This is a genomic window from Erythrobacter donghaensis (assembly GCF_002155425.1).
GTDB classification, from domain to species: domain Bacteria; phylum Pseudomonadota; class Alphaproteobacteria; order Sphingomonadales; family Sphingomonadaceae; genus Erythrobacter; species Erythrobacter donghaensis.
In genome coordinates this window covers 431,856-458,702 of sequence record NZ_MUYG01000011.1, presented here as the reverse complement: position 1 = coordinate 458,702, position 26,847 = coordinate 431,856, and the positions used below count along the sequence as shown (strand labels likewise).

Below are 26,847 nucleotides of genomic sequence, written 5' to 3'. Positions count from 1 at the left end.
GCCGGATGGGAAGGAAAGGCATGACGCGCCGACAGGCGATCGAAGCGGGCGCGGCGACCGCAGCAGCCGTGGCGGCAAGCGGCGCGCTGGCGCAGGGCGCGCGGCCCATCGCGGAAGGTCAGCCGATGCCCGATGGCGTTACGCTCCCCGCCTCCCCTCCCCCCGCGCCGCACCCCGGCAGCGTGGGCTTCGCGATCATCGGCCTCGGCGATTATGCCTTGAAGCAGATCATGCCGCGCTTCGTCCAGTCGGGGCGCTGCCACATCGCCGCGCTGGTCTCGGGCAATCCCGAGAAACTGGCGCGTGTGGGAGATGCCTACGGCGTGCCCCCCGAAGCGCGCTATTCCTACGACAATTTCGCCGCCATTGCCGCCAATTCTGCGGTCGAGGCGGTCTACATCATCCTTCCCACCGGGCTCCATGCCGATTGGGCCGAACGCGCCTTTGCCGCCGGCAAGCACGTGATGTGCGAAAAGCCGATGGCGCTCTCGGCATCCGAATGCGAACGGATGATCGCCGCCAGCGAGCGTGCGGATCGCAAGCTGATGATCGGCTATCGCTGCCATTTCGAGCCCTACAATCGCGCCGCGATGGAGCTGACGGCGACCAAGGCGCTGGGCGATTTGCGGCTGATCCGCACCGAGCATTCCTATCGCCTCGGCCCGGCGACGCCTGCGACCAATTGGCGTATCGCCCGAGCCCAGACCGGCGGCGGCCCGCTTGAGGATTACGGCATTTATGGGCTTCAGGCCGCGCTCTACCTGTCGGGCGAAATGCCCGAACAGCTGAGCGCTTCGGCCTTCCGGCCCGAAGGCGACCCGCGCTTTGCCGAAGTGTTCGCCCATGTGGCGGTGCAGATGCACTTCCCCTCCGGCACGGTAGCGCAGATTGTCACCTCCTACGATTCGGCCGGGATCAACATGGTCGAGGCACGCGGGACCACGGGCGCGCTCAGGATGCATCCGGCGACCGGCTATGGCGGCAACACGCTGGTGCTGGAGACCGGGCGCGAGCGCCGCGCGATGGAGCCGGGCGATCCCGAGGTGCAGTTTGCCGCGATGCTCGATCACCTCGCCGCCGCGATCCGCGAGGGCACGCCGATCCTCACCCCCGGCGAAATGGGCCTGCGCGACGTGCGCCTGATGGAAGCGATCTATGCCTCAGCCGCGAGCGGGCGCAGCGTGGTGCTGAAGCCGGACGGGACGATGCGGGGATGAACCGGCGCGCCCGCCAATCCACCCCACCCCTGCGGGGATGGAGTGGCTTGGCGCGCCCGGCAGGACTCGAACCTGCTGCCTCAAGATTAGAAGTCTCGCGCTCTATCCAGATGAGCTACGGGCGCGCGCCGGGTGCGTCATTAGCGCGCTTTGCGGGCCACGCAAATCGCGCTAACCGTCCCGGCGATGGAAAACACCGATCCCGCCGCCGCTTTCGATCGCGATCCGACCGACGGGATCGTCGCCACCAGCCACGCGCCGGTGACGTTCCGCTACTATGATCTGGTGATGGCGGCCTTCGTCGCGATCCTGCTGCTGTCGAACATCATCGGTGCGGCCAAGCTGACCTTTGTCGACGTGCCCTTCTGGCCGCAGGGCTGGTGGCCCGCGCCCGACGGCGTGTTCATCTATGGCGCGGGGATCCTGTTCTTCCCGCTTGGCTATGTGATCGGCGACGTGCTCACCGAAATCTACGGCTTTGCCAAGGCGCGCCGGGTGATCTGGGTGGGGACGGGAGCGATGATCTTCCTCGCCTTCATGTCCTATATCGTCACCGCCCTGCCCCCGTTTGGCGGGTGGGAATGTGCCGCGAGCGGCTTTGGCGGAGAGCGTCCGCTCACCTCGACCGGCGATCCCACGATCCCCGGCGGCGCGATCTGCCAGATGACTTACGAGAGCGTGTTCGGCAGCACCTGGCGCATCGTCGTCGCATCGATCACCGCCTTCTGGGCGGGCGAGTTCGTCAATTCCTTCGTCATGGCCAAAATGAAGGTCTGGACCAAGGGCCGCGCCCTGTGGACGCGCACCATCGGATCGACCTTCGTCGGGCAGGGTGTCGACAGCCTGATCTTCTACCCCGTCGCCTTCTACGGCATCTGGACGACCGAGGCGGTGCTGACCGTGATGGTCACCAACTGGGCGCTGAAGGTGGTGTGGGAAGCGGTGCTGACCCCTGTCACCTATGCGGTGGTGAACAAACTGAAGGCGGCAGAAGGCGTCGACCTGTTCGATCTCGACACCGATTTCTCGCCCTTTGCGAAAGGCGACCCGAAAGCCGCCTAGAGCGCGCTTTCCGGCACCACGTCCAACCGCCAGCCCAGCCCCAGCCGCTGGCTGAGCAGCTTCATGTCCTTTTCGGTCGGCTGGCCGAACAGCGCAGCGTGGCTTTCGGCAAGGCGCAGCACCAGCGTGTCATCCTCCACCATCAGCCGGCTAACCTCCAGCGAGCGGGGCGATTGCGCACCCAACCTGCGCGCCAGCCGCAGGGCGAGGCCCCAGCGCACGGCTTCCTCCAGCGCCTCGGCACTGGTGAGCGCGCGCACTTCGGCGGGCAGGCCCAGCTGGTTGCCATTGGCCGCGATCGCCGCAGCGAGCATCGCGCGGCCCTTGCCGTCGATCCCCACCCAGCGCTTGTGCAGCGCCCAGTTGATCGCCTGCGGCAGGCGGATGTTGGGCTCGATCTGCATCGCCGCGAGCGCCAGCATGGTCGCGGCCAGCCGCAGCCGCTCGCTGCCATGTTCGCGCGCTGGCGCCGCATCGAGCGTCCAGGCCGCCATCCGGGTCGCCAGCGTCGCTTCCGACCCGCGATGCGTGGCGAACACCGCCACCCCGGCGAGCAGCGGATCCTGCGTCCGGGTGTGCCCGGGCAGGCGATCATAGAGCAGCCCTTCGCGCAGGCCCCATGACGAGAACACCACCTTTTCGGGCGCAAGCCGCACCAGCAGCGCCTGAAGCAGCACCGCCGCATCGGGGAGCTTTTCGGCGCGCATTGAGGAGATGCGGTCGCGCGACTTGATCGTGTCCGCATCGGTCGCCGCCAACGCCGCGACCAGCTGGCGGGCGGTCGCCGCGTCGACTTCGAAACCGTGCGGATCGCTCAGCGGATAGCGCTGAACGGCCATCGCGAAGACCGCCATCGCGCGCCAGGTGCCGCCCACCAGATAGAGCGTGCCGTTGGCCTCAGGCGGATTGCCGGACAGGTCCCACCCGCCCTTGCGGATCGCCTTGTCGAGCGATTTCATCATGTCCGCCCGCGCGGCGTCGCCCTTGCGACCCGCGGGGCGATAGTCGGGCAGCCGCAGCGTGCCGAGCGGCAGGCTGGTGGCGCTTTCGGTGACACCCGCGGCCACCTTGACGAGTTCGAGACTGCCGCCGCCCAGATCGGCCACGATCCCGCGCGCGTCGGGGAAGGCACCGATCACGCCATGCGCGCTGAGCAGCGCTTCCTCCTCGCCCGATATCACGCGCGGCTTCAATCCCAGCGCGCGCAGCTGGTCGACGAATTCGCCGCCATTGGCGGCATCGCGCACCGCCGCTGTCGCCACGGTGTCGATATCGGTCACGCCAAGGTCGGCGAGCAGCAGTGCAAACCGCTTCAGCCCCCGCAATGCGAGCGCCATCGCCTCATCCGCGAGCCTGCCGGTGGCGGCAATCTCGCGCCCGAGCCGGGCGGTCACCTTCTCGTTGAGCAGCACCGTGGGCGCGCGCATCGTGCCGCCATAGATGACGAGCCGCACCGTGTTCGACCCGATGTCGATAATCGCGCGTTCGCCCGCAGCGCCGCCCAGCCCGCCATCGCGCCCTTCGCGCCGCCTGCGCCAGATCATGCCGACGCTCCCCGGCGCAAGCTGAGCTTGGGCACGGCGCCTGCCTCCAGCGCCCCGCCGCGCCCGGAGAGCGAGGGGTTGGTCATGAAATAGCGGTGACAGTTGAAAGGCCGCGCGCCCTCCTCGGTCTCGACCCGCGAATAGCTGCCGTCGGAATGCAGCCACCAGCTCTGTTCGGTGTCGAGCATGTTGGCGAGCAGCACCTGCTGCAACACCTGATCGTGCACCGTGCGGTTGAGGATGGGGATCAGCGTCTCGATCCGGCGGTCGAGGTTGCGGCTCATCATGTCGGCAGAGGCGATGAACACCGCCGCCTGCGCGCTCGGCAAGCCGTGGCCGTTACCGAAGGCGTAGATGCGGCTGTGTTCGAGAAAGCGCCCGATGATGGATTTGACGCGGATGTTTTCGCTCATCCCCGCCATGCCCGGACGCAGGCAGCAGATGCCCCGCACCACCAGTTCCACCCGCACCCCGGCATTGCTCGCGGCATAGAGGCGGTCAATCACGCCTTCGTCGGTCAGCTGGTTGCACTTCATCCAGATCGCCGCCGGCTTGCCCTTGCGGGCATGGGCGATCTCGGCGTCGACGCGGTTGTAGATTTCCTGCCGCAGGTCGATCGGCGCGATGTGGATGCGCTCCAGCTCGTGCGGTTCGACATAGCCGGTGATGAAGTTGAACATCTTGGCCGCATCGCGCGCCAGCTTGGGATCGGCGGTGAAGAAGCTGAGATCGGTGTACACCCGCGCGGTGACGGGGTGATAATTTCCGGTGCCGAAGTGGCAGTAGCTACGAAAGCCATCGCCCTCGCGCCGCACCACCATCGCCACCTTGGCGTGGGTCTTCCAGTCGGTGAAGCCGTAGATCACCTGCACCCCGGCACGTTCGAGCTTGCTCGCCCATTTGAGGTTCTGTTCCTCATCGAAGCGAGCCTTGAGCTCGACGACGGCGGTCACCGATTTGCCCGCCTCGGCCGCCTCGATCAGCGCGCCCACCACCGCCGACTGCGAGCCCGCGCGGTAGAGCGTCTGCTTGATCGCGACCACGTCCGGGTCGAGCGCGGCTTGCCGGATGAAGTCGACCACCACCTCGAAACTTTCATAGGGGTGGTGAATGATGATGTCCTTCTCGCGGATCGCCGAGAAGGCATCGCCGTCATGCTCGCGGATACGTTCGGGAAAGCGCGGGGAATAGGCATCGAACTTGAGATCGGGGCGATCCTCGCCGACGATTTCTGCGAGGCCGTCGATCCCGATCATGCCATCGGTCTTGATGACGGCGGCCTCGTTGATGCCGAGCTGTTCCAGAAGCAGCGCCTCGGCGGCGGGATCGAAATCCTCCTCCAGCTCGAGCTGGATCACCTGACCCCGGCGACGGCGCTGAATCGCGCTGCGGAAGGTGCGGACGAGGTCTTCAGCCTCTTCCTCGATCTCGATATCGCTGTCGCGCAGCACCCGGAACAAGCCGTCGCCCTCGATCGCGAAGCCGGGAAACAGCGCGGCGGCATAGCGCTGGATCAGGCTGGCGATCGAAATGTAGAGCGCCCCGCTGCCGCCCGTCACCTCGTCAGGCACGCGCACGAAGCGCGGCAGGGCGCTGGGGATCAGCACCATCTCGATCAACTGTTCGCGCGTGGCATCGCGGGTCAGGGTGAAAAGCAACCCCAGCCCGCGGTTCTGGACGAAGGGAAAGGGGTGCGCCGGATCGAGCGCCTGGGGCGTGATGATCGGCAGAATCTCGTTGAGGAAATAGCCCTTCAGCCACTTGTGCGCCGCCGCGCTGACGCGCTGTTCATCGGCGATGTGGATGTCCGCGCCCGCCAGCCCGTCACGCACCTTGCGCCAGATTGTCTGCTGGATGCCGCTGAGTTCGGTCAGCTTTTCGCGGATCGCGGCAAGCTGCTGCGTGGGGCTGCGCCCGTCGATCGAGGGCGTCGCCAGCCGCCGCTGCACCTGCCCGACCAGCCCGGCGACGCGGATCATCATGAATTCGTCGAGATTGCTGCCCGAAATCGACAGGAACCGCAGCCGTTCAAGCAGCGGATAGGCGGGATTGTCCGCCTCGGCCAGCACGCGCTGGTTGAATTGCAACCAGCTCAATTCGCGGTTGAAATAGGGGGATTCGTCAGGCCCGAGTTCGGCCATCGGCACCGGCCCTGCAATGGCTGATGCGTCCATGCTGCCCTTGGGTGACGTGCTCATCGCTTTCCTGTTCTGCCATGCCCGCCAAGCGGGCGCGCGTGGTCCCGCCTGTGTTCGCTTGGCGCGAAGGTGTAAATCACCAAGCGGTGCTTGTCACACCAATGTCAAGCGGCGGGGCGGGCGGTCTGCGTCGCACACCAGCACGACACCAAATCAGAAAAGCGTCTTGCTGTCCGCGATTGCGGTGATCCCGCGCTTGCCATTGGCATCGCGGCCCAGCTGCACGATCACGTCGATCACGCCTGCGGCATAGGCGATGGTGTCCTGCCGGGTCAGCCCGATCCCGGTCTGCATCACCATCAGCGAGAGCTGCTCGAGCGCGCCGCGCAGCGAATTGGCGTGGATCGTCGAGAAGCTGCCGGGGTGGCCGGTGTTGATCGCGCGCAGGAAGCTGACGCTCTCCGCGCCGCGCAATTCGCCCAGCACGATGCGGTCGGGGCGCAGGCGCAGCGCGGCTTGCAGCAATTCGTTGGCGGTGACCTTCGCCTCCCCCAGCTCGCCCTTCACCGCGACCAGCCCCACGGCATTGGCGCCGGGGAACTTCAGTTCCGGCGTATCCTCGACCAGCACCACGCGCTCCTGCGGCGGAATTTCGCCGAGCATGGCGTTGAGGAAGGTGGTCTTGCCGGTGCTCGTCCCGCCCGAGATCAGGATCGTGCGCCGCGCGCGGATCGCGGCGCGCAAGAAGGTGATGGGCGAGGCCTTGGGATCGGGCAGGTCGGGCACGGCCTCGCCCGCCAGCGGGCCGGTGTCATAGGCGTCGAGCGGCAGGTCCAAGCGGCGGTGGCGGCGGATCGCCATCACCCAGTGCTTGCGCGCGGCGGGCGGCCCGCAGAACTGCACCCGCGCGCCATCGGGCAGGGTCGCGCCGAGCAGGGGATGCTCGCGGTTGATCCCTTGGTGCGAGACGCGCGCCACCTGTTCGGCCAGACGCTGCACCAAGCGGTCGTCGATCTCGGGCGTGTCGATCCGCTGCATGCCGGGGCTGGCGGCATCCTCGATCCAGACCTCGCCCGGGCGGTTGACCATGATCTCGGTCACCGTGTCGCGCTCCAGCCAGCGGCGGAAGGGCGCGAGATAGGCGTCGAGATAGACACTGCGCTCCGCCGTCAGCGGCAACGCCGCGCCCTCGTCGCCCCCCAGCCGGTGGATATCCGCGCTCATCGGATCAGCCGCCGGCCTTGCTGAAATCGAGATCGCGGGCCACGAAGATCTTGATCGGCTCGCCCATCGGCACGCGGATCGTCGGCGGGATCTGGCCCTGCGACTGCACCGCCGAATTGGCCGCACCCTGCGCGCCGCCCGCCACGATCACGCCGCCCACACCGCCGGTCGCAATCGCGCCGAGGCCGCCGACGACCGAAAGCAGCAGGCCCGAGCCGAAGCGCTGGAGGAAGTGGGTATTCACGTCACCCGCAAGCCCCGTTGTGCCGTCGAAGCCCACAGCAGGCGAGGCCAAGTCGACCGACACGCCATCGGGCCGGATCAGCCGCGTCCAGATCACATAGGCGCGGCGCTGGCCCTGCTCGACCCCGGCCTGATACTGACCGATCAGACGCGAGGAGCGCGGGATCAGCACGCGCTTGCCATCGAAGCTTTTCACGTCTTGGCTCACCACCGCACGCACGAAGCCGGGCACATCGGTGTTGATTGCGGTTTCGAGCACGGCAGGGATCAGCGTCCCCTGCGTCACCGTGGTCGAGGGGCTGGTCATCGGCCGCGCCTGTGCAGGCGCGCCGCCCACGCCTCCGACACGGCTGGCAAAAGCCGCCGCGCTGCCCGTGCCTGCCACTTCACCGGGCGCACCGGGCACAGGCACCGGAGCGGCACCCTCGGCCACGCGTAGGCTCCGCCCCTGACTGGCATCGAACACCAACTGCGGGGTGGCGTAGGGGTTCATCATCTGCGCCGGCATCCCGGCAGGGTTGGCGGCATAGACCGGCGAGGGCGCGGGATTGGCGGGCACCACGCCGGGCTGCGCGGCGGGATCGGCGACCGGCTGCACCGTCACAGGCGCGGGCGCTGCGGCAGAAGGCGGGGCCACCGCGGGATTGCCGATCCCCTGCGGTTCAGGCGTGCGCGCGGAATTCATCGCCCAGAAGGTCACCGCGCCTAGCAGGCCGACGACCGCTACGCCGGCGGCAAGGCCCAGCCCGTCACCCTTCGCCTTGCGGTCGGTGACGGCGGGAAAGGCCGCGCGGCTGGCGAGATCGATGATCTCGGCGCTCTCGCGCTCACGCGGATCGCCGCTCTCGGCGGCTTCGCCCTTCTTCGGCGGCAGACGCATCGCGGTGCGCATCAGTTGCTCTCCCTTGCAGGCTTGGTTCGATCGAGGCCCGCCTGCCGCGATGACACGCGCGCGGGGCCGATGTTGGTGAGGGTGGCGGTGTCGCGTCCGTTGCGCAGGATCAGCTGCGCCGGAACGCCGTCCACCACCACGGTATCGCCGCGCACGGTGAAGTTGACCGGGCCCTCGTCACCCTTCTCGTTGGTGATCAGGATCGCGGGGATCTCCGCGCCTTCGGCCCAGGTCAGGAACACGCCCTCGCCATTGTCGAACACGCGTTTGGGCAGCAGGGCGGAGCGTCCGGCGCTGGCCCATTCGAAATTGAGCTGCGCGGGGTCGCTGGTGGCATAGGGATCGGCATCGGCGAGCCGCTGCTCTGCGGGCGCGGCGGCGGCGCGGGCAGCTTCGGCCTCGGCTTCGATGATGGCGGCAAGGCGCGCTTCCTCAGCCGCCCGTTCCAGTTCGGGATAGCGAAACTGCATCACGTAGACGGCGGAGTTCTTCGGACTGGCGACCAGATCGAACAGGTAGGTGCGCTTGTCGGTCACCACGGTCATGTTGGTGCGCGCTACCGGGTCGAGCGGCTTCACGAACAGGATCGACTGCGCCTTGTTGGGCTGCACCTGCCACGCGGCGGAATCGCCGATCGCGACATTCTCGATCACCTCGTCGGGGGCGAACTTGATGGTGGTCTGCACCTTCACCTTGCCCTCGATCCGCACCACGGCGTTCTCGTCAAAGACAAGCGTTTGCAACCGGCTGTCCTGCGCCGCGAGAGGCGCGGCAAGGCCGAGAGCGAGCGCGGCGAGCAGCACGGCGCGGGTCATTGGTAGGTCTCCGGAGGGGGGGATTTGGGGACAGGAACAGGCTTGGCGGAAGATGCGGTGCGGAAGCGGTTGCCAATCCCTCGGGTACGCGACGCCCCGGCACCCGGCGCTTCGACCGGTCCGCCGCCGCCGCTGGTCGCGAGCACCCGCGTCTCGCGTGCAGTGGAACCGCCCGGCCCGGTGTCGTTGGCGACCACCACGGGCTGGAGCGCGGCGATCTCGGCCCGGCGCGGCGCGGCGGCGGCACCGGGGGTGAGCACCGCAGTGCTGCGCGGCATGGTGGCAGCGCCCGGCTGCGGCACGGGCACGGGGCGCGGGCCATCGTCGCTGCGGCTGCGCTCCTTGGAGGGCACCAGACCGAACACCTGCCAGCCCGACACCATCGTCGCCGCGACCTTGAGCGAAAGCAGCATCAGCGCCATGTGCACCGCGCCGATCAGGAAAAACGCCATCGCCGCCTGCTGATCGATCTGTCCCGGCACCGCCACCAGCGCGGCGAGCACAGGCACTGCCATCTCGAGCATGATCGTGCCGCCGAGCACCGCGAAGAGCGGCGCCAGCGCCATCATGGTCAGCCCCTTGAGCCAACCGGTGAACAGCCCGCGCGTGCCCTCGAACAGCGCCAGCACCACGAAGATCGGCCCCAGCGCCAGCAGCAGCGCCAGCGCGATCCGCGCGGTGACCAGCAGCCCGACCGTGCCCAGCAACAGCAGCATCGCGCCGATCCACATCATACCGGGCGGCGAGAAAGCGCTGATATCCTTGGTGTCCCCACTCGCCTGCTGGATCGCGAGGAACACCACGTCGAGCTTCTGCGCGAAGACCCGCGTGGCGCTTTCGCCCTGCGTGCCGGTGAGGATACCCGCAATCTGGTCGGGCCCGCCGATGAAGATGTTGTAGAAGATCGTCGAGAAGGCGACGAAACTGGTCGCGAAGGTCAGGATCAGCCCCAGCGTCATCATCTTGGGCAGCAATGCGCGCACGCCCAAGTTCGAGCGGCCCAGCATCAGCGAAATGCCGAAGCCCGCGACATAAAGCCCCAGCAAAACCGTCAGCGCGAGAGCGAGTTGCCCCTCGGTGCCGAACAGGCGGTTGAAGGCCTGCTCACTGACACCGCTGGCGATGCAGTCGACCGCCGACAGCGCGGCGGCGACGCCGGTGCCCATCGACTGGGCGGCGGTATCGCAAGCGGCGGTCATTCGGCGGCCTGCCAGATGGGGTCGACCTCGCTCGCCGAACCATCGGGCCACACCCGACCGGTGAGCGAGGGGAACCAGGCCGAAGGCTCATCGCCCACCGCTTCGCGCAGCAGGTCGAGCCTGCGAACCACGCTCTCGCGGCCCGAGAGGATCGTCAGCACCTCGGGCGCGCCCGAAAGGTCGAGCCGCACCACCACGCTTGCATCGGGCTGACGCACGAGGAAGCAGCGCGAGTGCGCGGGCAGCGAGCGGATCAGCGCGAATTCATGTGGCGTCAGGCCGAAGCCGTCGCAATAATCCTCGGGGCGAGCGCGCGAGTTGGGCATGAACACCATCGTCGCGGTCTGTTCGACCAGCGCGGTGGAGATGCGGCTGTCGAGCGCATCGCGCGCGGATTGCGTCGCGAAGCCGACCAGCGCGTTCCTTTTGCGCAACGTCTTGAGCCAGTCGCGGATGCGCGCGGCGAAGACCTCGTCGTCCAGCGCCTTCCAGCCCTCGTCGATCAGGATCATGGTCGGCTGCCCGTCCAGCCGCTCATCGATGCGGTGGAAGAGATACATCATCGTCGGCGTGCGCAGGCGCGGGTTTTCGAGCAGCGCGGTCATGTCGAAGCCGAGCACGCGCTCCGACAGGTCGAGCCGGTCACGCTCATTGTCGAACAGCCAGGCGTGTTCGCCGCCGTCCCCGCCGGGCGCGCCGATCCACGCCGCCAGCCGGTCCGCCAGATCACCCGGCTGCGGGCGGCGGGTGCCCGAGAGCAGCTCCTTGAAATGGCGCAGCCGCCGCAGCGAGGGATCGTTGGCATAGGTCGCATCGACCGCCGCACTGATCGTCGCAAGCTCCTCGGGCCCCTCGGCCTTCAGCAGCACACTGAGCCAGTCGCGCAGGAAGGCGCGATTGGCGGGGCTGTCGGGCAGGCTGAGCGGGTTGAACCCGGTCGGATCGCCCGGTGCGATGCGGCTGTAACGCCCGCCGATGCCGCGAATGAACAGCTCCGCCCCGCGATCCTTGTCGAACAGGATGGTGCGCGGTTTGAATTTCTGGGCCTGCGCGGCGAGGAAGTTCATCACCACGGTCTTGCCCGAACCCGACGGCCCGATGACCGAGAAGTTGCCGAGGTCGCCGTGGTGGAAGTTGAAGAAGAACGGCGTGGCGCTGGTGGTTTCCAGCAGCGTCACCGCATCGCCCCAGTGATTGCCGCTCGCCTGCCCCAGCGCAAAGCCGTGGAAGCTGCCGAAGCCCGCCATATTGGCCGAGGAGATCAGCGCACGGCGGACGATATATTCCTCGTTGCCGGGGAACTGCGCCCAGAAAGCGGGTTCGAGATTGGTGTCCTCGCGCACCGCGATCGCGCCGGTGTCGGCGAGCGCGGCGGCGCAGGCGGCCATCGCGTCGTCGAGCCGGGGGAGCGTGGTTTCGCGCACCAGCACGGTGAGGTGATGGTCGCCGAAGCCCACTGCGCCGTTGCCCAGCGCATCGCGGGCCGACAGCATCTCGGCGCGTTCGGCGGCGGCTTCCTCGTCCACCGAGCGCGAGCGGCGCAGCGCAAGATCGATCCGCTCCTTGGCCGTGGTGCGCTCGTTGGGGGCGTAGCTTTCGCTCACGACCATCTCGAACGGCAGGCGCAGGAGGTTATCGAGCAGGCCGGGCGAGGTCGCCTCGGGGTAATCCTTGAGGCCAAGGATCGCCGCAAAGTCCGGCGCGGCGCTGCCCCGCAGCTCCATCGCATCGAGCCCGAAGCTGGCGCGGCGATAGGGGAGCATATGGCCGATGTCGGTATCGTCAGACGGGCGACGCACCGGGCGCATCTCGCCGTTGTAGAGCGCCGAGAGCAGCTCGAGCATTTCCGAATTGGTGCCGCTGCTGCCGGGCACCTGATAATCGCCCAGCACCGCCGCGCCGTAATTCTGCAAGCTGGCGACCAGCCCGGTGATCGCTGCCTTGAGGCTGCGCAGATCGCGCGGATCGGCCTCGAGCTCGTCGGCCCCGGCGCGGCTGAACCGCTTGCTCATCCGCTCGGGCAGCCCGGTCTTGCCGCGCGCGGGGCGGCGGATCAGGGTCACGAACTGATCGTTGATGAACAGCGATCCGCCCGCCAGCCGCTGCTTCCAGCGCGCATCGATATGGCGCGACAGGGCATCGGGGAATTCGGCGTCGAGCTCCACCTCCACCCGGCGGCGGATGACGTGGTGATACATCACGAAGCGCGCATCGAGCGTCGAGCGCAGCATCACCTCGCGCGTGGCGGCGTGGGCGTTGAGGGCGTCGCTGTCCTCGGTCTCGAACAGCAGGCCGGGCACCTGGATCGCGCTCATCACGCTGCCGTCGCGCAGCAGCACGGTGTTCTCGTCGATCAGCCGGGCATAGGGCAGCCGGTCGCCGACCTTGGCTTCCTTTGCGCTCCACGCGGCGGCGCCGATCCATTTACGGGGCATAGGAATTGCACCCCCAGCGCTTGAAATTGGGCACCCGCGGGCATTTGGAGACCTTGGTGATCCACAGGTCGAAAATGCGCGGCTCGCGCAGCGACGCGAAGTAGCCGATCACGTGCATCACCACCGGCACCGGCAGGATCCACCAGCTCTTGAGGATCAGGAAGGCGATCGTCGTCACCATCAGGTTGATGATGAAGAAATTCATCGTCACGCCCGCGAACATCTGCGGCCTCGTGAGCGCACGGTGGACAGGGTGGCGGACGAGATCGCTCACGCGCTTAGCCCGCTGCCGACTGGATGCCGGCGACGATGGTGGTCGCACCGAACAGGATGAACACGCCGACGATCACGGTCGCCCCGAAGCGCCAGTTCATCCGGCCGGTCAGCATCATGAAGCCGATCGCGGCGACCGCCATGACGGCGATCGTGGTCGCCACGGTGCCCAGCAAGGTGCCCTGCAGCCACAAAAGCGCATTGTTGATCGGGCCCGAGCCCGCCGGATCGGCGCTTTGCGCAAAGGCAGCGGAGTGGGCGGAGACCAGCGCAAGCGCGGCGGCGATGCGGGCGGGAAGGCGGAACTGCGACATCATTGCTTCGATCAGACTTTCTTGTGCAGCGCGCGGCGGATCATTGTCCGGCCACGCGCGAATGGTTGGCGAGCCGCTCCATGATGGCGGCAACATATTGCTGAGTCTCGCGGATTCTGGGGATACCCCCCGCCCGCTCGACCCGTCCGGGGCCGGCGTTATAGGCCGCGAGCGCCTTTTCCAGATCGCCGCCGAAACGGTCGAGCTGTTCGCGCAGGTAACGCGCCCCGCCCTCGAGGTTCTGGAAGGGATCGCGCGAATCGACCCCGAGATAGCGCGCCGTGCCGGGCATCAACTGTGCCAGCCCCTGCGCGCCGACCGGCGACACCGCGCTCTCGCGCCAGCGACTCTCCTGCCACACCAGCGCTTCCAGCAGGCTGGGCGAAAGATCGTAGCGCGCCGACAGTTCGGCAATCTTGGCCTGATAGCGCACCGGCACAGCGGCGGCGGCACGGGCCGGATAGGCGACCGCATCTTCAGGCAGCACCCCGCCGCTGTCGATGTCGGCGAGCGGTGCGGGCGCGGTTGCTGCGGCGGCGGGATCGACGACGGGCGATTGCCCGGCCAGCGGCCCAGTCACCCAGCGCGCGCCATCGGCCCCCAGCTCGAGCACATCGGCATGCGCCTCGACCGCCAGCGAGAATGCAGCAGCAACAATCATGACGCGGCAACCCGCGGCGAGAATCATGTCTCGGCCCTCCAGAATGTCCCCCTTTGTCTATCCTAAATGACAAGCGGGTGACAGCCTTGCGAAAGTGCCCTCTCGCGCAGCCGCCGCGCCTGCGGGATTCGGCAGAACGGGCGGGAGCACCGCCTGGTGCCGCCCGCCCGTTCGCGAGGCTCGGGTGCGACCCGCGGGCCGCGGTTATCGAATGGGGGCGATCGCCCCGGCTTGCGTCAATCGCGCAGCGTCAGCTGCCCGGCGCGGGCCGGAGCAGGGCGAAACTCGCCGCGCGCCAGCATCTTGAGCGCCTTGCGCGCCAGCCGCCGCGAATCGGTGGTCTGGCCATCGGCGGTGTCGAGCTCGACCACCTCGTCGCAAGCTGCCGCGGTTTCGAAGGCGGCGCGCGCCTTGGCGTCTTCACCGGCCTGAGCATAGGCAATGCCGAGATTGATCAGCAGCGCCGGGTCCTGCGGATCGGCAGCGCTGGCACGTTCGAGCATGGTCAGCGCCTGATGGGAACGACCGGCCACCAGCGGCTGCACTGCAAGCTCGCTCGCTTCGGCAAGCATGGCAGGCGGCACGACAGCGGGCGCGCCCGGCAGGGGGGTCGCAGCGACAAGCGCAAGTGCGAGAGCGGCAAAGGACATCGGTAACTCTCCTCCAAGTTCGTGGAGCATGATGACTCACCTCGAAGGACGATGCAACAAAACCGTAACATTGTCATTTATCTGCAATCTAGAACGCTAGATCGCTGTTTCATAGGCATTCTTTTGTTACACTGCGACGCGGAACGTCCAATCCGGTGCCGTTCGATTTTGTCATATTTGTCTTTCTTCGGTCATAATGACCGAACTGCAACATCACTGTCATGATGCAAGAATTCTGACACGACGCCCCCCTAGCGACCCTTCAGCGCAACGCTTTCGCGCCTCAATCGATTCTCGGACCAATAGGGGACCATCGCTCGTGAAAAATCTTCAACGCACCTTGATCATGGGATGCAGCCTGGTTGCCCTCGCGGGCTGCGGCGCGGATGAAATCGTTTCGCCGGGCACCGGCGGCGACATCATCATCAACAACCCGCCGCCCTCGCCGACCCCGACCCCGACCCCGACGCCCACGCAGGCGCTCGTGACCCCGGCAGGCGGCTGCCCCACCATCGCCACCGCGGGCGGGTTGATTGATCGCCAGACGCTGTCCGGCCCGACCGGCACCTACCGTGTGTGCGAACTGCCGGCGCGCTTCACCGCCAGCGACACCCTGCCCTATGTCCGCGGCCTCGTTTACCAGATCAACGGCCGCGTCGAAGTCGGCGCGGATCGCGGCTTTTCCAGCACCGGCACCACTGTCACGCTGACGGTCGAGCCGGGCGTGATCTTCTTCGCGCAGCAGGACTCCTACCTGGTCGTCAACCGCGGCAACGCGATCCAGTCGAACGGCACCGCCGATCGCCCGATCATCTGGACCAGCCGCGACAACATCGTCGGCGTGGCCAACGACAACAGCCAGCAGCAGTGGGGCGGCGTCGTGCTGCTCGGCCGCGCGCCGGTGTCGGATTGCTCGAGCGGGGTGTTTAACACCTCCGCCGCGCCGAACGCCAACCCGACCTGCGAAGGCCGCCTCGAAGGCGCGGCGATCGCCACCCCGTTCGGCGGTGCTAATGCCGCCGACAGCTCGGGCTCGTTCCGCTTCAACCAGATCCGCTTCTCGGGCTTCGAACTGGCGCCCAACAACGAACTCCAGTCGCTGACCACCGGCGGCGCGGGTTCGGGCACCACGATCGAAAACCTCGTCTCGTTCAACAGCTCGGATGACGGCGTCGAATTCTTCGGCGGCGGGTTCAACGTCCGCAACATGGCGATCATCGGCGCATCGGACGATTCGCTCGATGTCGACACCGGCGCGATCGTCAATGTCGACACCATGATCGCGGTGCAGCGTTCGACCACCGGCGACCGTCTGATCGAACTCGATTCGCCCAACGTCGCCGACCGCACGCCTTCGAATGCGATCCCCCAGACCCGCCTGCAGGTGAACAACTTCACCTTCGTGCAGCGCGATGGTTCGCCGCAGGTGATTCAGGCCCGCGGCGGCGCGGCGCTTGGCCTCACCAACGGCGTGATCAATTCCGGCAACAGCCATTGCTTCCAGATCGACGAGCCCACCACGCTGGCGGCGCTGATCGGGGTGGACTCGGTGGTCGGCGATTGCCCGGCGGTCGATCCGATCCGCGGCGGCGGCGGCAACTCCAACGCCGATGTGGCGGCGGCGATCAACGCAGGCACCAACAACAACTTCGCCTTCGCCATCACGCTGACCAATAATGTGGTCAACGGCACGGGCGAGACCGGGCGCACCGCCTTCAACGCCAATGGCCGCTCAATGTTCTTCCCGACCCGCACCTATATCGGCGCGGTCCAGAACGCGGCGGCGCTGACCACCACGTTCGGCAACTGGACCTGCAATTCGTCGATCCAGAACTTCGGCAGCAGCACCGGGGCCTGCATCTCGCTGCCGGTCTACCCGGTCTAAGCGGCGATCTTTTCGACCAACGGGGGAGACGCCGCTTCATTGCAGCGCCTCCCCCATTTTCGCATCCAGACTGATTTATTCCCGAGGGGGTCCTCACTATGTCGACCGGCACGCGCCTGGCAGGCCTGCTGCTTCTCACCACGTCGCTGACCTTGCCGTCTGTCCTCAACGCGCAAGAGGCGCCGCAGGAGGATGAGGCCATCAGCGAGACGGCGGAGGACGAACTCCCGGCGGAAGACTTGCAGGAGACCGACATCTCCGTCCCCGGCGGCGGGATCATCGTAACCGGCCGTCGCAGCCGCGATCCGGCGCGGTCTTCGGGCCAGGTGCTGAGCGTCTTGTCGGAAGCCGACATCGCCCGCACCGGCGAAGGCGACATCGCGGGCGCATTGTCGCGCGTGTCGGGCCTGTCGCTGGTCGGCAATGGCCGCGTCTTCGTGCGTGGTCTGGGCGATCGCTATTCGCTCGCGCTGCTCAACGGCCTGCCGCTGCCCAGCCCCGAACCGCTCAGCCGCGTCGTCCCGCTCGACATCTTCCCCACCAGCGTGATTGCCTCGTCGCTGGTGCAGAAGACCTATTCGGCCAACTTCCCGGGCGAATTCGGCGGCGGGGTGATCAACCTCACCACCAAGGCGATCCCGTCGGAGGATTTCCTCACGCTCAGCGTCGGCGGCAGCGGCGATACCGAAACGACCTTCCAGAACGGCCTGACCTATTTCGGCAGCCGCTATGACACCTTCGGCTTCGACAATGGCAACCGCGACTTCCCCAGCGCGCTGCAAGGCCTGATCGGCAGCGGCACCCGCATCAACGATGCGCCAGCCGATGTGCAGCGCCAGCTGGCCGGGCAGATCATGCCGCTGAACCTCGTGACCTTGCAGAAGAACGACGTTCTGCCGATGAACTTCTCCGCCAACCTCACCGGCGGGGCCTCGTTCGAGGTGGGTGACGGCAATTACCTCGGCATCATCGCCACCGCCGGGATCACCAACACCTGGCGCAACCGCAATGTCACCAGCCAGCAGTTCGGCGACGCGGAAGCCGGGCAGATCCTGTTCGATTCGCAGAACTTCATCACCGACAACAAGGTGCTGGTGAACGGGATGCTGGCCTTCGGGCTCGACATCGGCGAACACACGATCCGCTGGACCAACCTCTACATCCGCGACACCCTCAAGACCGCGCGGCTGGCGCAGGGCACCGACAGCTTCACCGATGTCGCGCGGCCCTTCGATTTCCAGACCCAGCAGACCGGCTGGTTCGAACGCCAGCTGATGGATTCGCAGATCGTCGCCGAATTCGATTTCGACAGGTTCGATATCGACCTGCGCGGCGGCTATGCCCGCACCGATCGCGAGGCGCCCTACAACGCGATCGTCCCCTATATCCGCACCAACATCCCCGGCGACCCGTTCGGCGACAAGTTCGTGGTCGATGTCGGCGCGCTGGTGGGCGGGACCGAGCGGATTCAGGTCGGCTTCGAAGACCTTCGCGAAGAGCTGTGGTATGGCGGGGCGGACGTCAGCTTCGATGTCACCGACAATCTCTCGCTGACCGCGGGCTATGCCTATTCGGACACCACCCGCCGCTCGATCAGCTTCATCATCCGCCCGCTCGTCGGCTCTTCCGCCGAGCTCACCACCGCGCTGCGTGCGCTGGGCCTGCGGCGTCCGGGCGACATCATCAACGGCGCGGTGCTGGCAACCGATGCGCAGGGCAACGGGCTGTTCAACGTGACCGTCTCCGACCCGACGCCCTTCCCGGTGTTCGACGCAGCGCTGACGATCCACGCGGGCTATGGCCTTGCGCGCTATCGCCCGACCGACCGGCTCAGCCTCGAAGCGGGCGTGCGCTACGAGGACGCGCTGCAGCTGGCCGCGCCCGATCCGACCTTCGGCGGCACCAACCTTGCCAACCCGACCCGGATCGCCAACGACTACTTCCTGCCCTCGGCGACCATCACCTGGGAGGTGATCGACGATCTGCAACTGCGCCTCGCCGCATCGCAGACCATCGCCCGCCCGCAGTTCCGCGAGCTGGTGGAGCAGACCTATTTCGATCCGGAATCGAACCGCCGTTTCCGCGGCAACCCCTTCCTGCAGGACAGCGAGCTGATCAACGTCGAAGCGCGCGCCGAATATTACCTTGGCGGGCCGAGCAAGGTCAGCCTCGCGGGCTTCTACAAGAAGATCGACAACCCGATCGAAAACTTCCTGATCACCGCGCCGGGCATCATCGAAACGAGCTACGCCAACGCACCCTCAGCCGAGCTTTACGGGGCCGAGCTCGATCTCGCTTACGGGATCGACCTCGCCAATTGGGGTGGGTTCTTCGAGACCAAGCAGTTCCTGGTGATCGCCAACTACACCTACACCCAGTCGTCGATTTCGGTCGGCGCGGCGGACCTCGCCCCCATCCCGGGCGCGACCGGCCAGCTGGCGAGCCAGCTGTTCGACGATGGCGCGCCGCTGGTGGGCCAGTCGGATCACGTCGCCAACCTGTCGCTGGGAATCGAGGATCTCGACAAGGTGCAGCAGCTCACCGTGCTGTTCAACTACGCCAGCGAGCGCGTGACCCTGCGCGGCGGGGCGCTGCCGGACGTGGTGGAAGACCCGGGCCTGACGGTCGATCTGGTCGGGCGCTCGGAAGTGAAGCTGGGCGGCCTGCCGCTGGAGCTGAGCTTCGAGGTGCGCAACATCTTCGGCCGCGACAATTTCGAGTTCCAGCAGCTCGGCGCCAACCGCGCGGAGATCAACACCTTCGACGTCGGCACCAGCTTCTCGATCGGGGTGAAGGCGGAATTTTAAGACACAGCGCCATACACGCAAAAGGGCCGCTCCTTCACGGGGGCGGCCTTTTTTGTCTGGCGGGGGGTTGTCCGCCCTGAGCGTGCCTTATCGAGTTGCGCATGGCCGCTTATGCTGCCACTCTGTTTGCCAATCTATCGTTCCGAAAAGAAAATCATTGCTACATCAAAATATTACGCCAGCTTCAACCGAGCTGGAGCCGCGCAAGCTGATCGCAGCGCTGAAACAATTCTCCATGCCGCACGCAGGAAGAAGCATCTGGGAGCTGGCGACGACGCTGGTTCCCTTCGTCGCCGTTATCGTGGTGATGCTTGTCGCGGTCGACCGGGGCTATGCTGCGGCGCTCATCCTCACCCCTGTGGCGGGCCTGCTCTTGCTGCGGACCTTCATCATCCAGCATGATTGCGGGCACGGTGCCTTTTTCCGCAAGCGGACGGGCAATGACTGGACCGGTCGCGTGCTCGGGGTGCTGACCTTCACGCCCTATGATTGCTGGAGCCGCTCGCACACCCTGCATCATGCCAATACCGGCAATCTGGACGCGCGCGGATTTGGCGATGTCGATACCTTGACCGTCAAGGAGTTCCGCGAACTCAGCCCGATGAAGCGGCTGTTCTACCGCGCCTATCGCCATCCGATCGTGCTGCTCGGCATCGGCCCTGCCTACCTGTTTCTCCTCCGCCACCGGCTGCCAATCGGCCTGATGCGGGCCGGATCGAAATACTGGGTCAGCGCGCTTGCCACCAATGTCGCAACGGCTGTCGTGCTGGGCGGCCTGATTTACCTGTTCGGCCTCGTCACGACGACGCTGGTCGTGATCCCGACCTTGCTGATCGCCGCCTCGACGGGGGTGTGGCTGTTCTACATCCAGCACCAGTTCGAAAATGCCCATTGGGACAAGCGCCCGGACTGGTCGTTTCACGAAGCGGCGTTTCGCGGAAGCTCCCATCTCGACCTCGCGCAGCCGCTGCGCTGGTTCACCGGCAATATCGGCATCCACCACGTTCACCATCTGATGAGCCGGATCCCCTTCTACCGCCTGCCGGAGGTGCTGCGCGCCTTTCCCGAGCTGCGACAGATCAACCGTTTCACCGTGCCCCAGACCTTGCGCCCCCTGATGCTTGCCCTGTGGGACGAGGACGCGCGCAGGCTGGTCACCTTCCGGGAAGCCGCCGGGCGATAATCCGAGGCCGACACGCGGCTTTGACCCTTACGGAGCAAAAACCGGCAGACAGGCGGGTTTCTGCCACCGCGCCTGAGGCTTGTGTTTCTGCGCGCCTGTGCCCATAGCGCCCGCATCGACGGACCCGCGCATTCGCGGGTGGCTCGGCCCGGCGCCTATCCCCGGGACAATCCGGCAGCATCCTGCCGATGACCGATCTGGACTTCATCATGACATTTGCCGCCACGCTTCGCCGCGATTGGCTCTCGAACCCTCGGGCTGACATTCTCGCGGGGATCGTTGTTGCCCTTGCGCTGATCCCCGAGGCGATCGGCTTTTCGATCATCGCCGGAGTCGATCCGCGCGTCGGGCTTTATGCCTCGGTCGCCATCGCGATCGTGATTTCCTTCACGGGCGGTCGTCCCGGCATGATCTCGGCCGCGACCGCCGCGGTGGCGGTGCTGGTGGTGCCGCTGGTGCGCGATCATGGCGTCGGATACCTGTTTGCCGCGACGATCCTGATGGGGATCATGCAGATCGCAGCGGGCTTGCTGCGGCTCAATCTGGTGATGCAGTTCGTATCACGCTCGGTCATCACCGGCTTCGTCAATGCGCTCGCCATCCTGATCTTCATGGCGCAGCTGCCGCAGCTGACAGGCGTGACGTGGCAGGCCTATGCGATGGTCGCAGGCGGGCTGGCGATCATCTACCTGCTGCCGCGTCTGACCACGGCGGTCCCACCGCCGCTGGTGGCGATCATCGTGCTGACCATCCTTGCGGTTGGAACAGGTGCGCCGGTCAACACCGTCGCCGACATGGGCAATCTGCCCGAAGGTCTGCCCAGTCTGGTCTGGCCCGATGTGCCGCTGACCTGGGAAACGCTGCGGATCATCGCGCCCTACTCGGCGGCGATGGCCGCGGTCGGCCTGCTCGAATCGCTGCTGACCGCACAGATCGTCGACGACATGACCGAAACGGGCAGCGACAAGCGCCGCGAATGCGCCGGGCAAGGCACCGCCAATATCGCCGCTGCGCTGGTCGGCGGCATGGGCGGCTGCGCGATGATCGGGCAATCGGTGATCAACGTCACCTCGGGCGGGCGCGGGCGACTTTCGACCTTCACCGCAGGCGCGTTCCTGATGTTTCTGCTCGCCGTGCTTGGCCCCTACGTGGGACAGGTGCCGATGCCCGCGTTGGTGGCGATCATGATCATGGTGTCGATCAGCACCTTCAGCTGGAATTCGATCCCCAACCTGCGGCGCCATCCGTGGCCTTCGTCGGTCGTCATGCTGACCACGGTCGCGGTGGTGGTGGGCACGCATGACCTTTCGCTGGGCGTGCTGGCGGGCGTGCTGTTGTCGGGCATCTTCTTTGCCGGCAAGGTGCAGCGGATGTTCGGGGTGGAGCGGACGCTGTCGGAGGACGGGCAGACCGCGCATTACCGGGTCAGAGGCCAGATCTTCTTCGCTTCGGTCGAGCGGTTCGTGGCCGCGATGGACGTGCCGGAAACCGCGCCCAATGTCGCCATCGACATGACGGGGGCGCATTTCTGGGACATCTCGGGCGTTGCGGCGCTCGACAAGATCGTCGCCAGATTGCGGCGCGACGGGCGCAATGTGGAGGTGGTGGGCTACAACCGCGCCAGCGCCGACATCGTCGACAAGTTCGCGCTGCACGACAAGACCGGGTTCGAGCTGGGGGTGAGCCCTCACTAGGCCCTTGCCGACATTTCCTACGCGTCTTCCCGCCGCTATCGTCAGGGCTTGCTCTTTCCCATCGCTGTCAGGGTGGTCGCGGGACCGCCGGGGTCGAACAAGCCCCCTCCCCCCCTGTCCGTCCGCTTGATGAATGCCAGTCTTGCTGTCTGAAAAATCAGGGAAACTCGGCAGGCACATAAGCGGACACGGTGTCCGCTTTGTAACGCTTAAGGGCGCCTTCAGGCCGCCCCCTCACCCCAGATCGAAGACATAGCCCAGCGAGCGGACGGTGCGCAGCGGGTTGCCGCCGCCTGCGGCCTTGATCGCGCGGCGCAACCGGCCGATCCACACGTCCACCGTGCGCTCGTCGATCGGCGGTTCGCGCTTGCCGAGGCCGTTGATCAGGTCCTCGCGGGTCAGCACGCGGTTGGGGTTTTCGGCGAGGAAACGCAGCAGCCGGAATTCGTTGGGGCGCAAAGTGATCGGCTCGCCCGCCCAGCGCGCCTGCAACGCTGCCATGTCGATGGTGAGCGCGCCCATTTCAAACCGCTGGGTCGCGTGACGCTCCAGCCCGCGCGATTGCAGCGCCAGCACGCGGTCGAGCACGGCGGTGCGGGTGAGCGGCCCGATCACGTAATCGTCGGCCCCGGCCCTCAGCGCCCGGCGGCGATCCTCAGCGTCGTCCTCTTCCAGCACCATGGTAACATGAGCGTCAGCGGTGCGCGGATCGGCGCGCAAGCGGCGGCACATTTCGAGGCCTGCGAGGTCGGGCATCACCCAGTCGACAAAGGCCCACATCGGCCCCTCGACCAGCCGCCGCGGGCCTTCCGCGCCCAGCCTGTCAAAGGTGAAGCGGCGCTGATCGTGCACGAAATCATCAAGGCTCTCGCCCAGTTCGCCGGTCAGGAAGATATTGACGACATCCATGCGCTGCTTGCCCCGATTGCCAAGGGGGAGTGGCGCAGGTGTGTGACGCGTTTATGACGGGATTACAGGCGGGAGTCGCAATCCTTGCGAGGGCCTCAGGACAGCGTCAGTCCGCCATCCACCACCAGCGTCTGTCCGATGATGTACGCGGCGAGCGGCGAGGCGAGGAACAGCGCCGCGCCCGCCATGTCCTCGGGCGTGCCCATGCGGCGCAGGGGGATCGCCCTGAGGCTGGCTTCCAGGCGTTCGGGATGGTCGGTGGTGACGCTGGTAAGCTTGGTCGGCACCAGCCCCGGCGCGATGCCGTTGACGCGGATACCGTCGCGCGCCCAGGCCTCGCCCAGCGTCTTGGTAAGGCTCGCCGCGCCCGCCTTGGAGGCAGCATAGGCGGGCGTGCCGATGGTCGATTTGAACGCGGCGACGCTGGAGACGATGATCATCACCCCTCGCGTCTCGGCCAACCCGGCGTGGAAGGCGCGGGCGACGTCCATCACCGAATTGAGGTTGACGTCGACCACCGAATCCCACCCCTCGCGAGTGAATTCGGCCCGCTTGTACCGCACCGCGCCCTGCGACTGGACAATGACATCGAAGGGCGCGACCAACCCCGCCAGCCGGTCGGCCGCGAGCCTGTCGGTCAGGTCGAGCTGGCGGTAGTCGAGCCCTGTGAAATCAGAGTCCTCGGCCTCGAGATAGTCCCCCGCATCGGGCCGCGTGCCCGTGACGGTCACATCCGCGCCGCGCTGGCGGAAGCCGTGGGCAATGCCATTCCCGATCCCCGACGATCCTCCGATGACGAGAACGCGGCGGCCGGTGAAGTCGAGGGGGTCGGTCATTTGTCGGTATCATTGGGGAGCATATAAATCGCTTGTCCTGTGGCGTCGAAGATGAACGGGTACTGCGTAAAGAACGCGTAGCCCAGAACTACCGGCGTCGCCCAATCCGTGTCGGGATACCGCAGAGCGCGCGCCGTGATCGTTGCACGCTCGATGGCAAGGTTGGCATCTTCGATCTTGACCGTTTCGGTAATGACCCCGCCAGCAGTGCGGATCGGTTCGGCTGCCACAACGGCCTTGCCGGCAAAATAAGTGTCCCAAGCACCATCCTTCACCAACATCGGCTCGTTCACGCCCGTGTCCAGCATCATGCTGACGGTCTGCCCTTCCAGCATTCCGGCGATCCTGTTGTCGATCCAAGGAATCTTAATATGCGGTTTTTCAATAGGCTTGAGGCGTCCGCTCGGCAGAAACGCGATGCGCTTCTTGGGATGGTCTACGAAAACCGTCATCGACTTGAATGCCGTCATGCCGAGAATCAGCTCAAGCTTTAGCCCCGGTTCACAGATCAATTCAGGCCAAGGCGTTGCTATCAATGATCCTGTATAACGAAATTGCGAGGGAACTTCGACTTCAACCGGCGATGTGAGATAGCCTGAAATGTCGACAGACGGTGTCTCCACCCCGTTCAAGAAAAGGAGCTTGTCGAGCCGCAAGCGCGCCGCCAATTCGATACTGATCACGGTGTGTGAAGCACCCGTATCGACCGTCGCGCACACCTCTTCTCCGCCAACGTTCGCGCGAAACAGCGGCAGGCTGGCATTGAAAAGCGGGTGGAAGTTTATTGCACCTTCAGAACGCTCGAATGCGATGGTGACTGGGCGCTCCCATGCTTTTGGCTCGGTGAGGCTTGCGCTGCCTTCGATATTGTCCTGTGCAACGGCGCCCGCCACAGCAGATCCCAAGGCTGCGGGAATGAAGATCAAAATGCATTTTCGAAACATAGCTGCGACCCCTGTTTCATGGCTGGCGATTGGTCGGCAGATGAGCGACCTTATGGCTCAGATCGACCGCGAGATCACTTCCTTCATGATCTCGTTGGTGCCCCCGAAAATGCGGGTCACGCGCGCATCGCGCCACAGGCGGGCGATGGCGTATTCGTTCATATAGCCCGCTCCGCCGTGGAGTTGCAGCGCGGTGTCGCAGCATTCCCATTGCAGGTCGGTGTGCCACAGCTTGGCGGCGCTCGCCTCGTCGGTGGTGAGTTCGCCTGCCAAGTGCTTGCGGATCGCCCAATCGAGGTGCGCCCAGCCCACTTGCAACTTGGCCTTGAGGTCGGCGAGCGTGAACTTGGTGTTCTGGAATTCGAACACGGTCTTGCCAAACGCCTTGCGGTCCTTGGTGAACTTGACCGCTTCGTCAAACGCTCGCTGCGCCGCCGCCTGCGCGCCGACCGCGATGCCGAGGCGTTCCTGCGGCAGCTCTTCCATCAGATGCACGAAGCCCATGCCCTCGCCGCCGAGGATATTGGTCATCGGCACGCGGCAATCGTTGAAGAACAGTTCCGAGGTATCGGCGGCGTGCTGGCCGATCTTGTCGAGATTGCGTCCACGCTCGAAGCCGGGGGTCTCGGCGTCGACCAGCACCAGCGAAATGCCCTTCGCGCCCTTCTCGGGATCGGTCTTGGCGACCACGATCACGCAATCGGCGTTCTGGCCGTTGGTGATGTAGGTCTTCGACCCGTTGATGACGAGGTGGTTGCCGTCCTTCTTCGCCGTGGTGCGGATGCCCTGAAGGTCGCTCCCCGCGCCCGGTTCGGTCATGGCGATCGCGGTGATGACGTCGCCGCTGACCATGCCCGGGAGATACTTGGCGCGCTGTTCGGGGGTGCCGAGGCGTTCGAAGTAGTTGGCGGTGATGTCGTTCTGCAGCGTGAAGCCGGCGGACGAGCCGAGGTAGGACAGCTCCTCGGTGAGCACGCAGTTGAAGCCGAAATCGAGCCCGAGGCCGCCGTTTTCCTCCTTCACCGTCATGCACAGCATGCCCGCATCGCCCATCTTTTTCCACACGTCGCGCGGCACGATGCCTTTGGCCTCATGCTCGTCCATATGCGGCGTCAGCGCTTCGGCGAAGACCTTGCGGACCGTGTCGCGGAAGGCCTCGTGGTCTTCGTTATAGGCGGTGCGATAGGAGGTCGCGAGCATGAGGGTTCTCTCCGGCAAATGGGTTTTGATTTGCCATGAGTGAACAGTGCAGGCGGGCGTCGGTCAAGCGCGAAAGTGGGGGTGTCGAACACACGACCCGCCGTCCTGTCGCTAGCTTGCGCTGAACGTGACCGGCGATTAGGACTGCAGTTCCATGCAAATCGAGCATCTCCTGATCTTCGCGCTCGGGCTTAGCTTGCTCGGCTGCACAGATGGCCCCGTACGCTCGCCAGTATGCGATGCGTTCGAAAGCCCCGGGAAGCATCTTGGCGAACCTATGAAGTTCGAGGCCCTCGTTGTCTATCGGGACGGCGCATTCATCTCTCCGGCAACTGACTGCGGCACCAAGGGTCTCGGCGTTCGGGCCGACATTCAGCAGATTTACAGCGCCCCGATATTTTTGAGATCGCGGGATATGAGCACATCCGAGAAGCCATATGCAGTGAGAATGAACGTCGAGGGTGTGTTCAGACCGGGAAACCCCGACCAACTTCATGGCAGTGACTTCATATTCGAGGTCGCCAGTTACGAAAGCGCAAGGCTCGTCGTATCCGAACGCGCTTATGATTGGCTCGAAGAACCGCCGCCAGCACCCGCTACCTACGATACGCCAATCAACTCGCGCTAATCCTCATTCCAGCGGAAGCTGGGACCTAGGGCGGCAAGCGCTGCCCCGTGAGGCACTAGGCCCCAGCTTTCGCTGGGTGACGGGGGAGTTGAGG

At 66.0% G+C, this 26,847-nt stretch carries 22 protein-coding genes, 1 tRNA gene and 1 other annotated feature; of the genes, 7 read left to right on the top strand and 16 right to left on the bottom strand.

The genetic code is table 11. The features are described 5' to 3' along the window. The first annotated feature begins 20 nt into the window (after nt 1–20). Nucleotides 21–1,217, top strand: a complete 1,197-nt coding sequence (locus BZF59_RS13745; RefSeq protein ID WP_245806164.1) for a Gfo/Idh/MocA family protein — start codon at nt 21–23, stop codon at nt 1,215–1,217. A 48-nt stretch (nt 1,218–1,265) separates the two neighbouring features. Here BZF59_RS13745 and BZF59_RS13740 read toward each other — a convergent pair. Next, nucleotides 1,266–1,342: transfer RNA gene (locus tag BZF59_RS13740), tRNA-Arg, on the bottom strand. 61 nt (nt 1,343–1,403) lie between these two features. Between BZF59_RS13740 and BZF59_RS13735 the strand changes: the two genes are divergently transcribed. Continuing rightward, complete coding sequence (locus tag BZF59_RS13735) at nt 1,404–2,279, top strand: queuosine precursor transporter (RefSeq protein ID WP_086608805.1); 876 nt, start codon at nt 1,404–1,406, stop codon at nt 2,277–2,279. Here BZF59_RS13735 and BZF59_RS13730 read toward each other — a convergent pair. The 11 genes from BZF59_RS13730 to BZF59_RS13680 form a co-directional block, all read right to left on the bottom strand. After that, nucleotides 2,276–3,823: a Ppx/GppA family phosphatase gene (locus BZF59_RS13730; RefSeq protein WP_086608804.1), complete on the bottom strand. Its 1,548-nt coding sequence runs from the start codon at nt 3,821–3,823 to the stop codon at nt 2,276–2,278. The genes BZF59_RS13735 and BZF59_RS13730 overlap by 4 nt on opposite strands. After that, nucleotides 3,820–5,964: an RNA degradosome polyphosphate kinase gene (locus tag BZF59_RS13725; RefSeq protein ID WP_245806191.1), complete on the bottom strand. Its 2,145-nt coding sequence runs from the start codon at nt 5,962–5,964 to the stop codon at nt 3,820–3,822. The genes BZF59_RS13730 and BZF59_RS13725 overlap by 4 nt, the downstream gene beginning before the upstream one ends. Nucleotides 5,965–6,174: 210 nt before the next feature. Continuing rightward, on the bottom strand, nt 6,175–7,185 hold the full coding sequence (gene virB11 / locus BZF59_RS13720; protein ID WP_143738178.1) for a P-type DNA transfer ATPase VirB11: 1,011 nt from the start codon (nt 7,183–7,185) through the stop codon (nt 6,175–6,177). 4 nt (nt 7,186–7,189) lie between these two features. After that, on the bottom strand, nt 7,190–8,320 hold the full coding sequence (locus BZF59_RS13715; RefSeq protein WP_245806163.1) for a TrbI/VirB10 family protein: 1,131 nt from the start codon (nt 8,318–8,320) through the stop codon (nt 7,190–7,192). Then, the gene (locus BZF59_RS13710) at nt 8,320–9,135 is read right to left on the bottom strand and encodes a TrbG/VirB9 family P-type conjugative transfer protein (RefSeq protein WP_086608802.1); all 816 of its coding nucleotides are present in this window, start codon (nt 9,133–9,135) and stop codon (nt 8,320–8,322) included. Before BZF59_RS13710 ends, BZF59_RS13715 begins: the two co-directional genes overlap by 1 nt. Continuing rightward, nucleotides 9,132–10,334 carry a TrbL/VirB6 family protein gene (locus tag BZF59_RS13705; RefSeq protein WP_086608801.1) on the bottom strand — a complete coding sequence of 401 codons (1,203 nt, stop codon included), beginning with the start codon at nt 10,332–10,334 and terminating at the stop codon, nt 9,132–9,134. The genes BZF59_RS13710 and BZF59_RS13705 overlap by 4 nt, the downstream gene beginning before the upstream one ends. After that, nucleotides 10,331–12,769 (bottom strand): VirB4 family type IV secretion/conjugal transfer ATPase, encoded by a 2,439-nt coding sequence (locus BZF59_RS13700; protein ID WP_086608800.1) that lies wholly within the window; start codon nt 12,767–12,769, stop codon nt 10,331–10,333. Before BZF59_RS13700 ends, BZF59_RS13705 begins: the two co-directional genes overlap by 4 nt. Beyond that, nucleotides 12,759–13,043 carry a VirB3 family type IV secretion system protein gene (locus BZF59_RS13695; protein WP_086608799.1) on the bottom strand — a complete coding sequence of 95 codons (285 nt, stop codon included), beginning with the start codon at nt 13,041–13,043 and terminating at the stop codon, nt 12,759–12,761. The genes BZF59_RS13700 and BZF59_RS13695 overlap by 11 nt, the downstream gene beginning before the upstream one ends. 4 nt (nt 13,044–13,047) lie before the next feature. Beyond that, nucleotides 13,048–13,359 carry a TrbC/VirB2 family type IV secretion system protein gene (locus BZF59_RS13690; protein WP_086608798.1) on the bottom strand — a complete coding sequence of 104 codons (312 nt, stop codon included), beginning with the start codon at nt 13,357–13,359 and terminating at the stop codon, nt 13,048–13,050. Between the two features lie 37 nt (nt 13,360–13,396). Further along, entirely contained in the window at nt 13,397–14,044 is a 648-nt protein-coding gene (locus BZF59_RS13685; RefSeq protein WP_245806162.1) for a lytic transglycosylase domain-containing protein, read from the bottom strand. Nucleotides 14,045–14,253: 209 nt separating this feature from the next. Then, on the bottom strand, nt 14,254–14,667 hold the full coding sequence (locus BZF59_RS13680) for a tetratricopeptide repeat protein (protein WP_158094329.1): 414 nt from the start codon (nt 14,665–14,667) through the stop codon (nt 14,254–14,256). A 346-nt stretch (nt 14,668–15,013) separates the two neighbouring features. On the opposite strand from BZF59_RS13680, the gene BZF59_RS13675 reads away from it, so the two are divergent. From BZF59_RS13675 to BZF59_RS13660, 4 genes are all read left to right on the top strand, one after another. Further along, entirely contained in the window at nt 15,014–16,552 is a 1,539-nt protein-coding gene (locus BZF59_RS13675; RefSeq protein WP_245806161.1) for a hypothetical protein, read from the top strand. Nucleotides 16,553–16,650: 98 nt separating this feature from the next. Continuing rightward, entirely contained in the window at nt 16,651–19,359 is a 2,709-nt protein-coding gene (locus tag BZF59_RS13670) for a TonB-dependent receptor domain-containing protein (RefSeq protein WP_086608796.1), read from the top strand. 235 nt (nt 19,360–19,594) lie between these two features. Next, on the top strand, nt 19,595–20,542 hold the full coding sequence (locus BZF59_RS13665) for a fatty acid desaturase (protein WP_086608795.1): 948 nt from the start codon (nt 19,595–19,597) through the stop codon (nt 20,540–20,542). A 117-nt stretch (nt 20,543–20,659) separates the two neighbouring features. Then, nucleotides 20,660–20,714 (top strand) — a sequence feature (sul1 is cis-regulatory element that is thought to sense ions involved in sulfur or methionine metabolism; They are found in Alphaproteobacteria). A 37-nt stretch (nt 20,715–20,751) separates the two neighbouring features. Further along, on the top strand, nt 20,752–22,236 hold the full coding sequence (locus BZF59_RS13660) for a SulP family inorganic anion transporter (RefSeq protein ID WP_086609219.1): 1,485 nt from the start codon (nt 20,752–20,754) through the stop codon (nt 22,234–22,236). A gap of 234 nt (nt 22,237–22,470) precedes the next feature. On the opposite strand, the gene BZF59_RS13655 is transcribed toward BZF59_RS13660, so the two are convergent. The 4 genes from BZF59_RS13655 to BZF59_RS13640 form a co-directional block, all read right to left on the bottom strand. Further along, on the bottom strand, nt 22,471–23,145 hold the full coding sequence (locus BZF59_RS13655) for a response regulator transcription factor (RefSeq protein ID WP_086608794.1): 675 nt from the start codon (nt 23,143–23,145) through the stop codon (nt 22,471–22,473). A gap of 95 nt (nt 23,146–23,240) precedes the next feature. Next, entirely contained in the window at nt 23,241–23,981 is a 741-nt protein-coding gene (locus tag BZF59_RS13650) for an SDR family NAD(P)-dependent oxidoreductase (protein ID WP_086608793.1), read from the bottom strand. Further along, the gene (locus tag BZF59_RS13645; RefSeq protein ID WP_158094328.1) at nt 23,978–24,907 is read right to left on the bottom strand and encodes a retropepsin-like aspartic protease; all 930 of its coding nucleotides are present in this window, start codon (nt 24,905–24,907) and stop codon (nt 23,978–23,980) included. Before BZF59_RS13645 ends, BZF59_RS13650 begins: the two co-directional genes overlap by 4 nt. A 75-nt stretch (nt 24,908–24,982) precedes the next feature. Continuing rightward, a complete protein-coding gene (locus tag BZF59_RS13640; protein ID WP_086608791.1) occupies nt 24,983–26,125 on the bottom strand; it encodes an acyl-CoA dehydrogenase family protein in 1,143 nt (380 codons plus the stop codon). 154 nt (nt 26,126–26,279) lie between these two features. Between BZF59_RS13640 and BZF59_RS13635 the strand changes: the two genes are divergently transcribed. Continuing rightward, nucleotides 26,280–26,753 carry a hypothetical protein gene (locus tag BZF59_RS13635; protein WP_086608790.1) on the top strand — a complete coding sequence of 158 codons (474 nt, stop codon included), beginning with the start codon at nt 26,280–26,282 and terminating at the stop codon, nt 26,751–26,753. Nucleotides 26,754–26,847 lie beyond the last annotated feature (94 nt).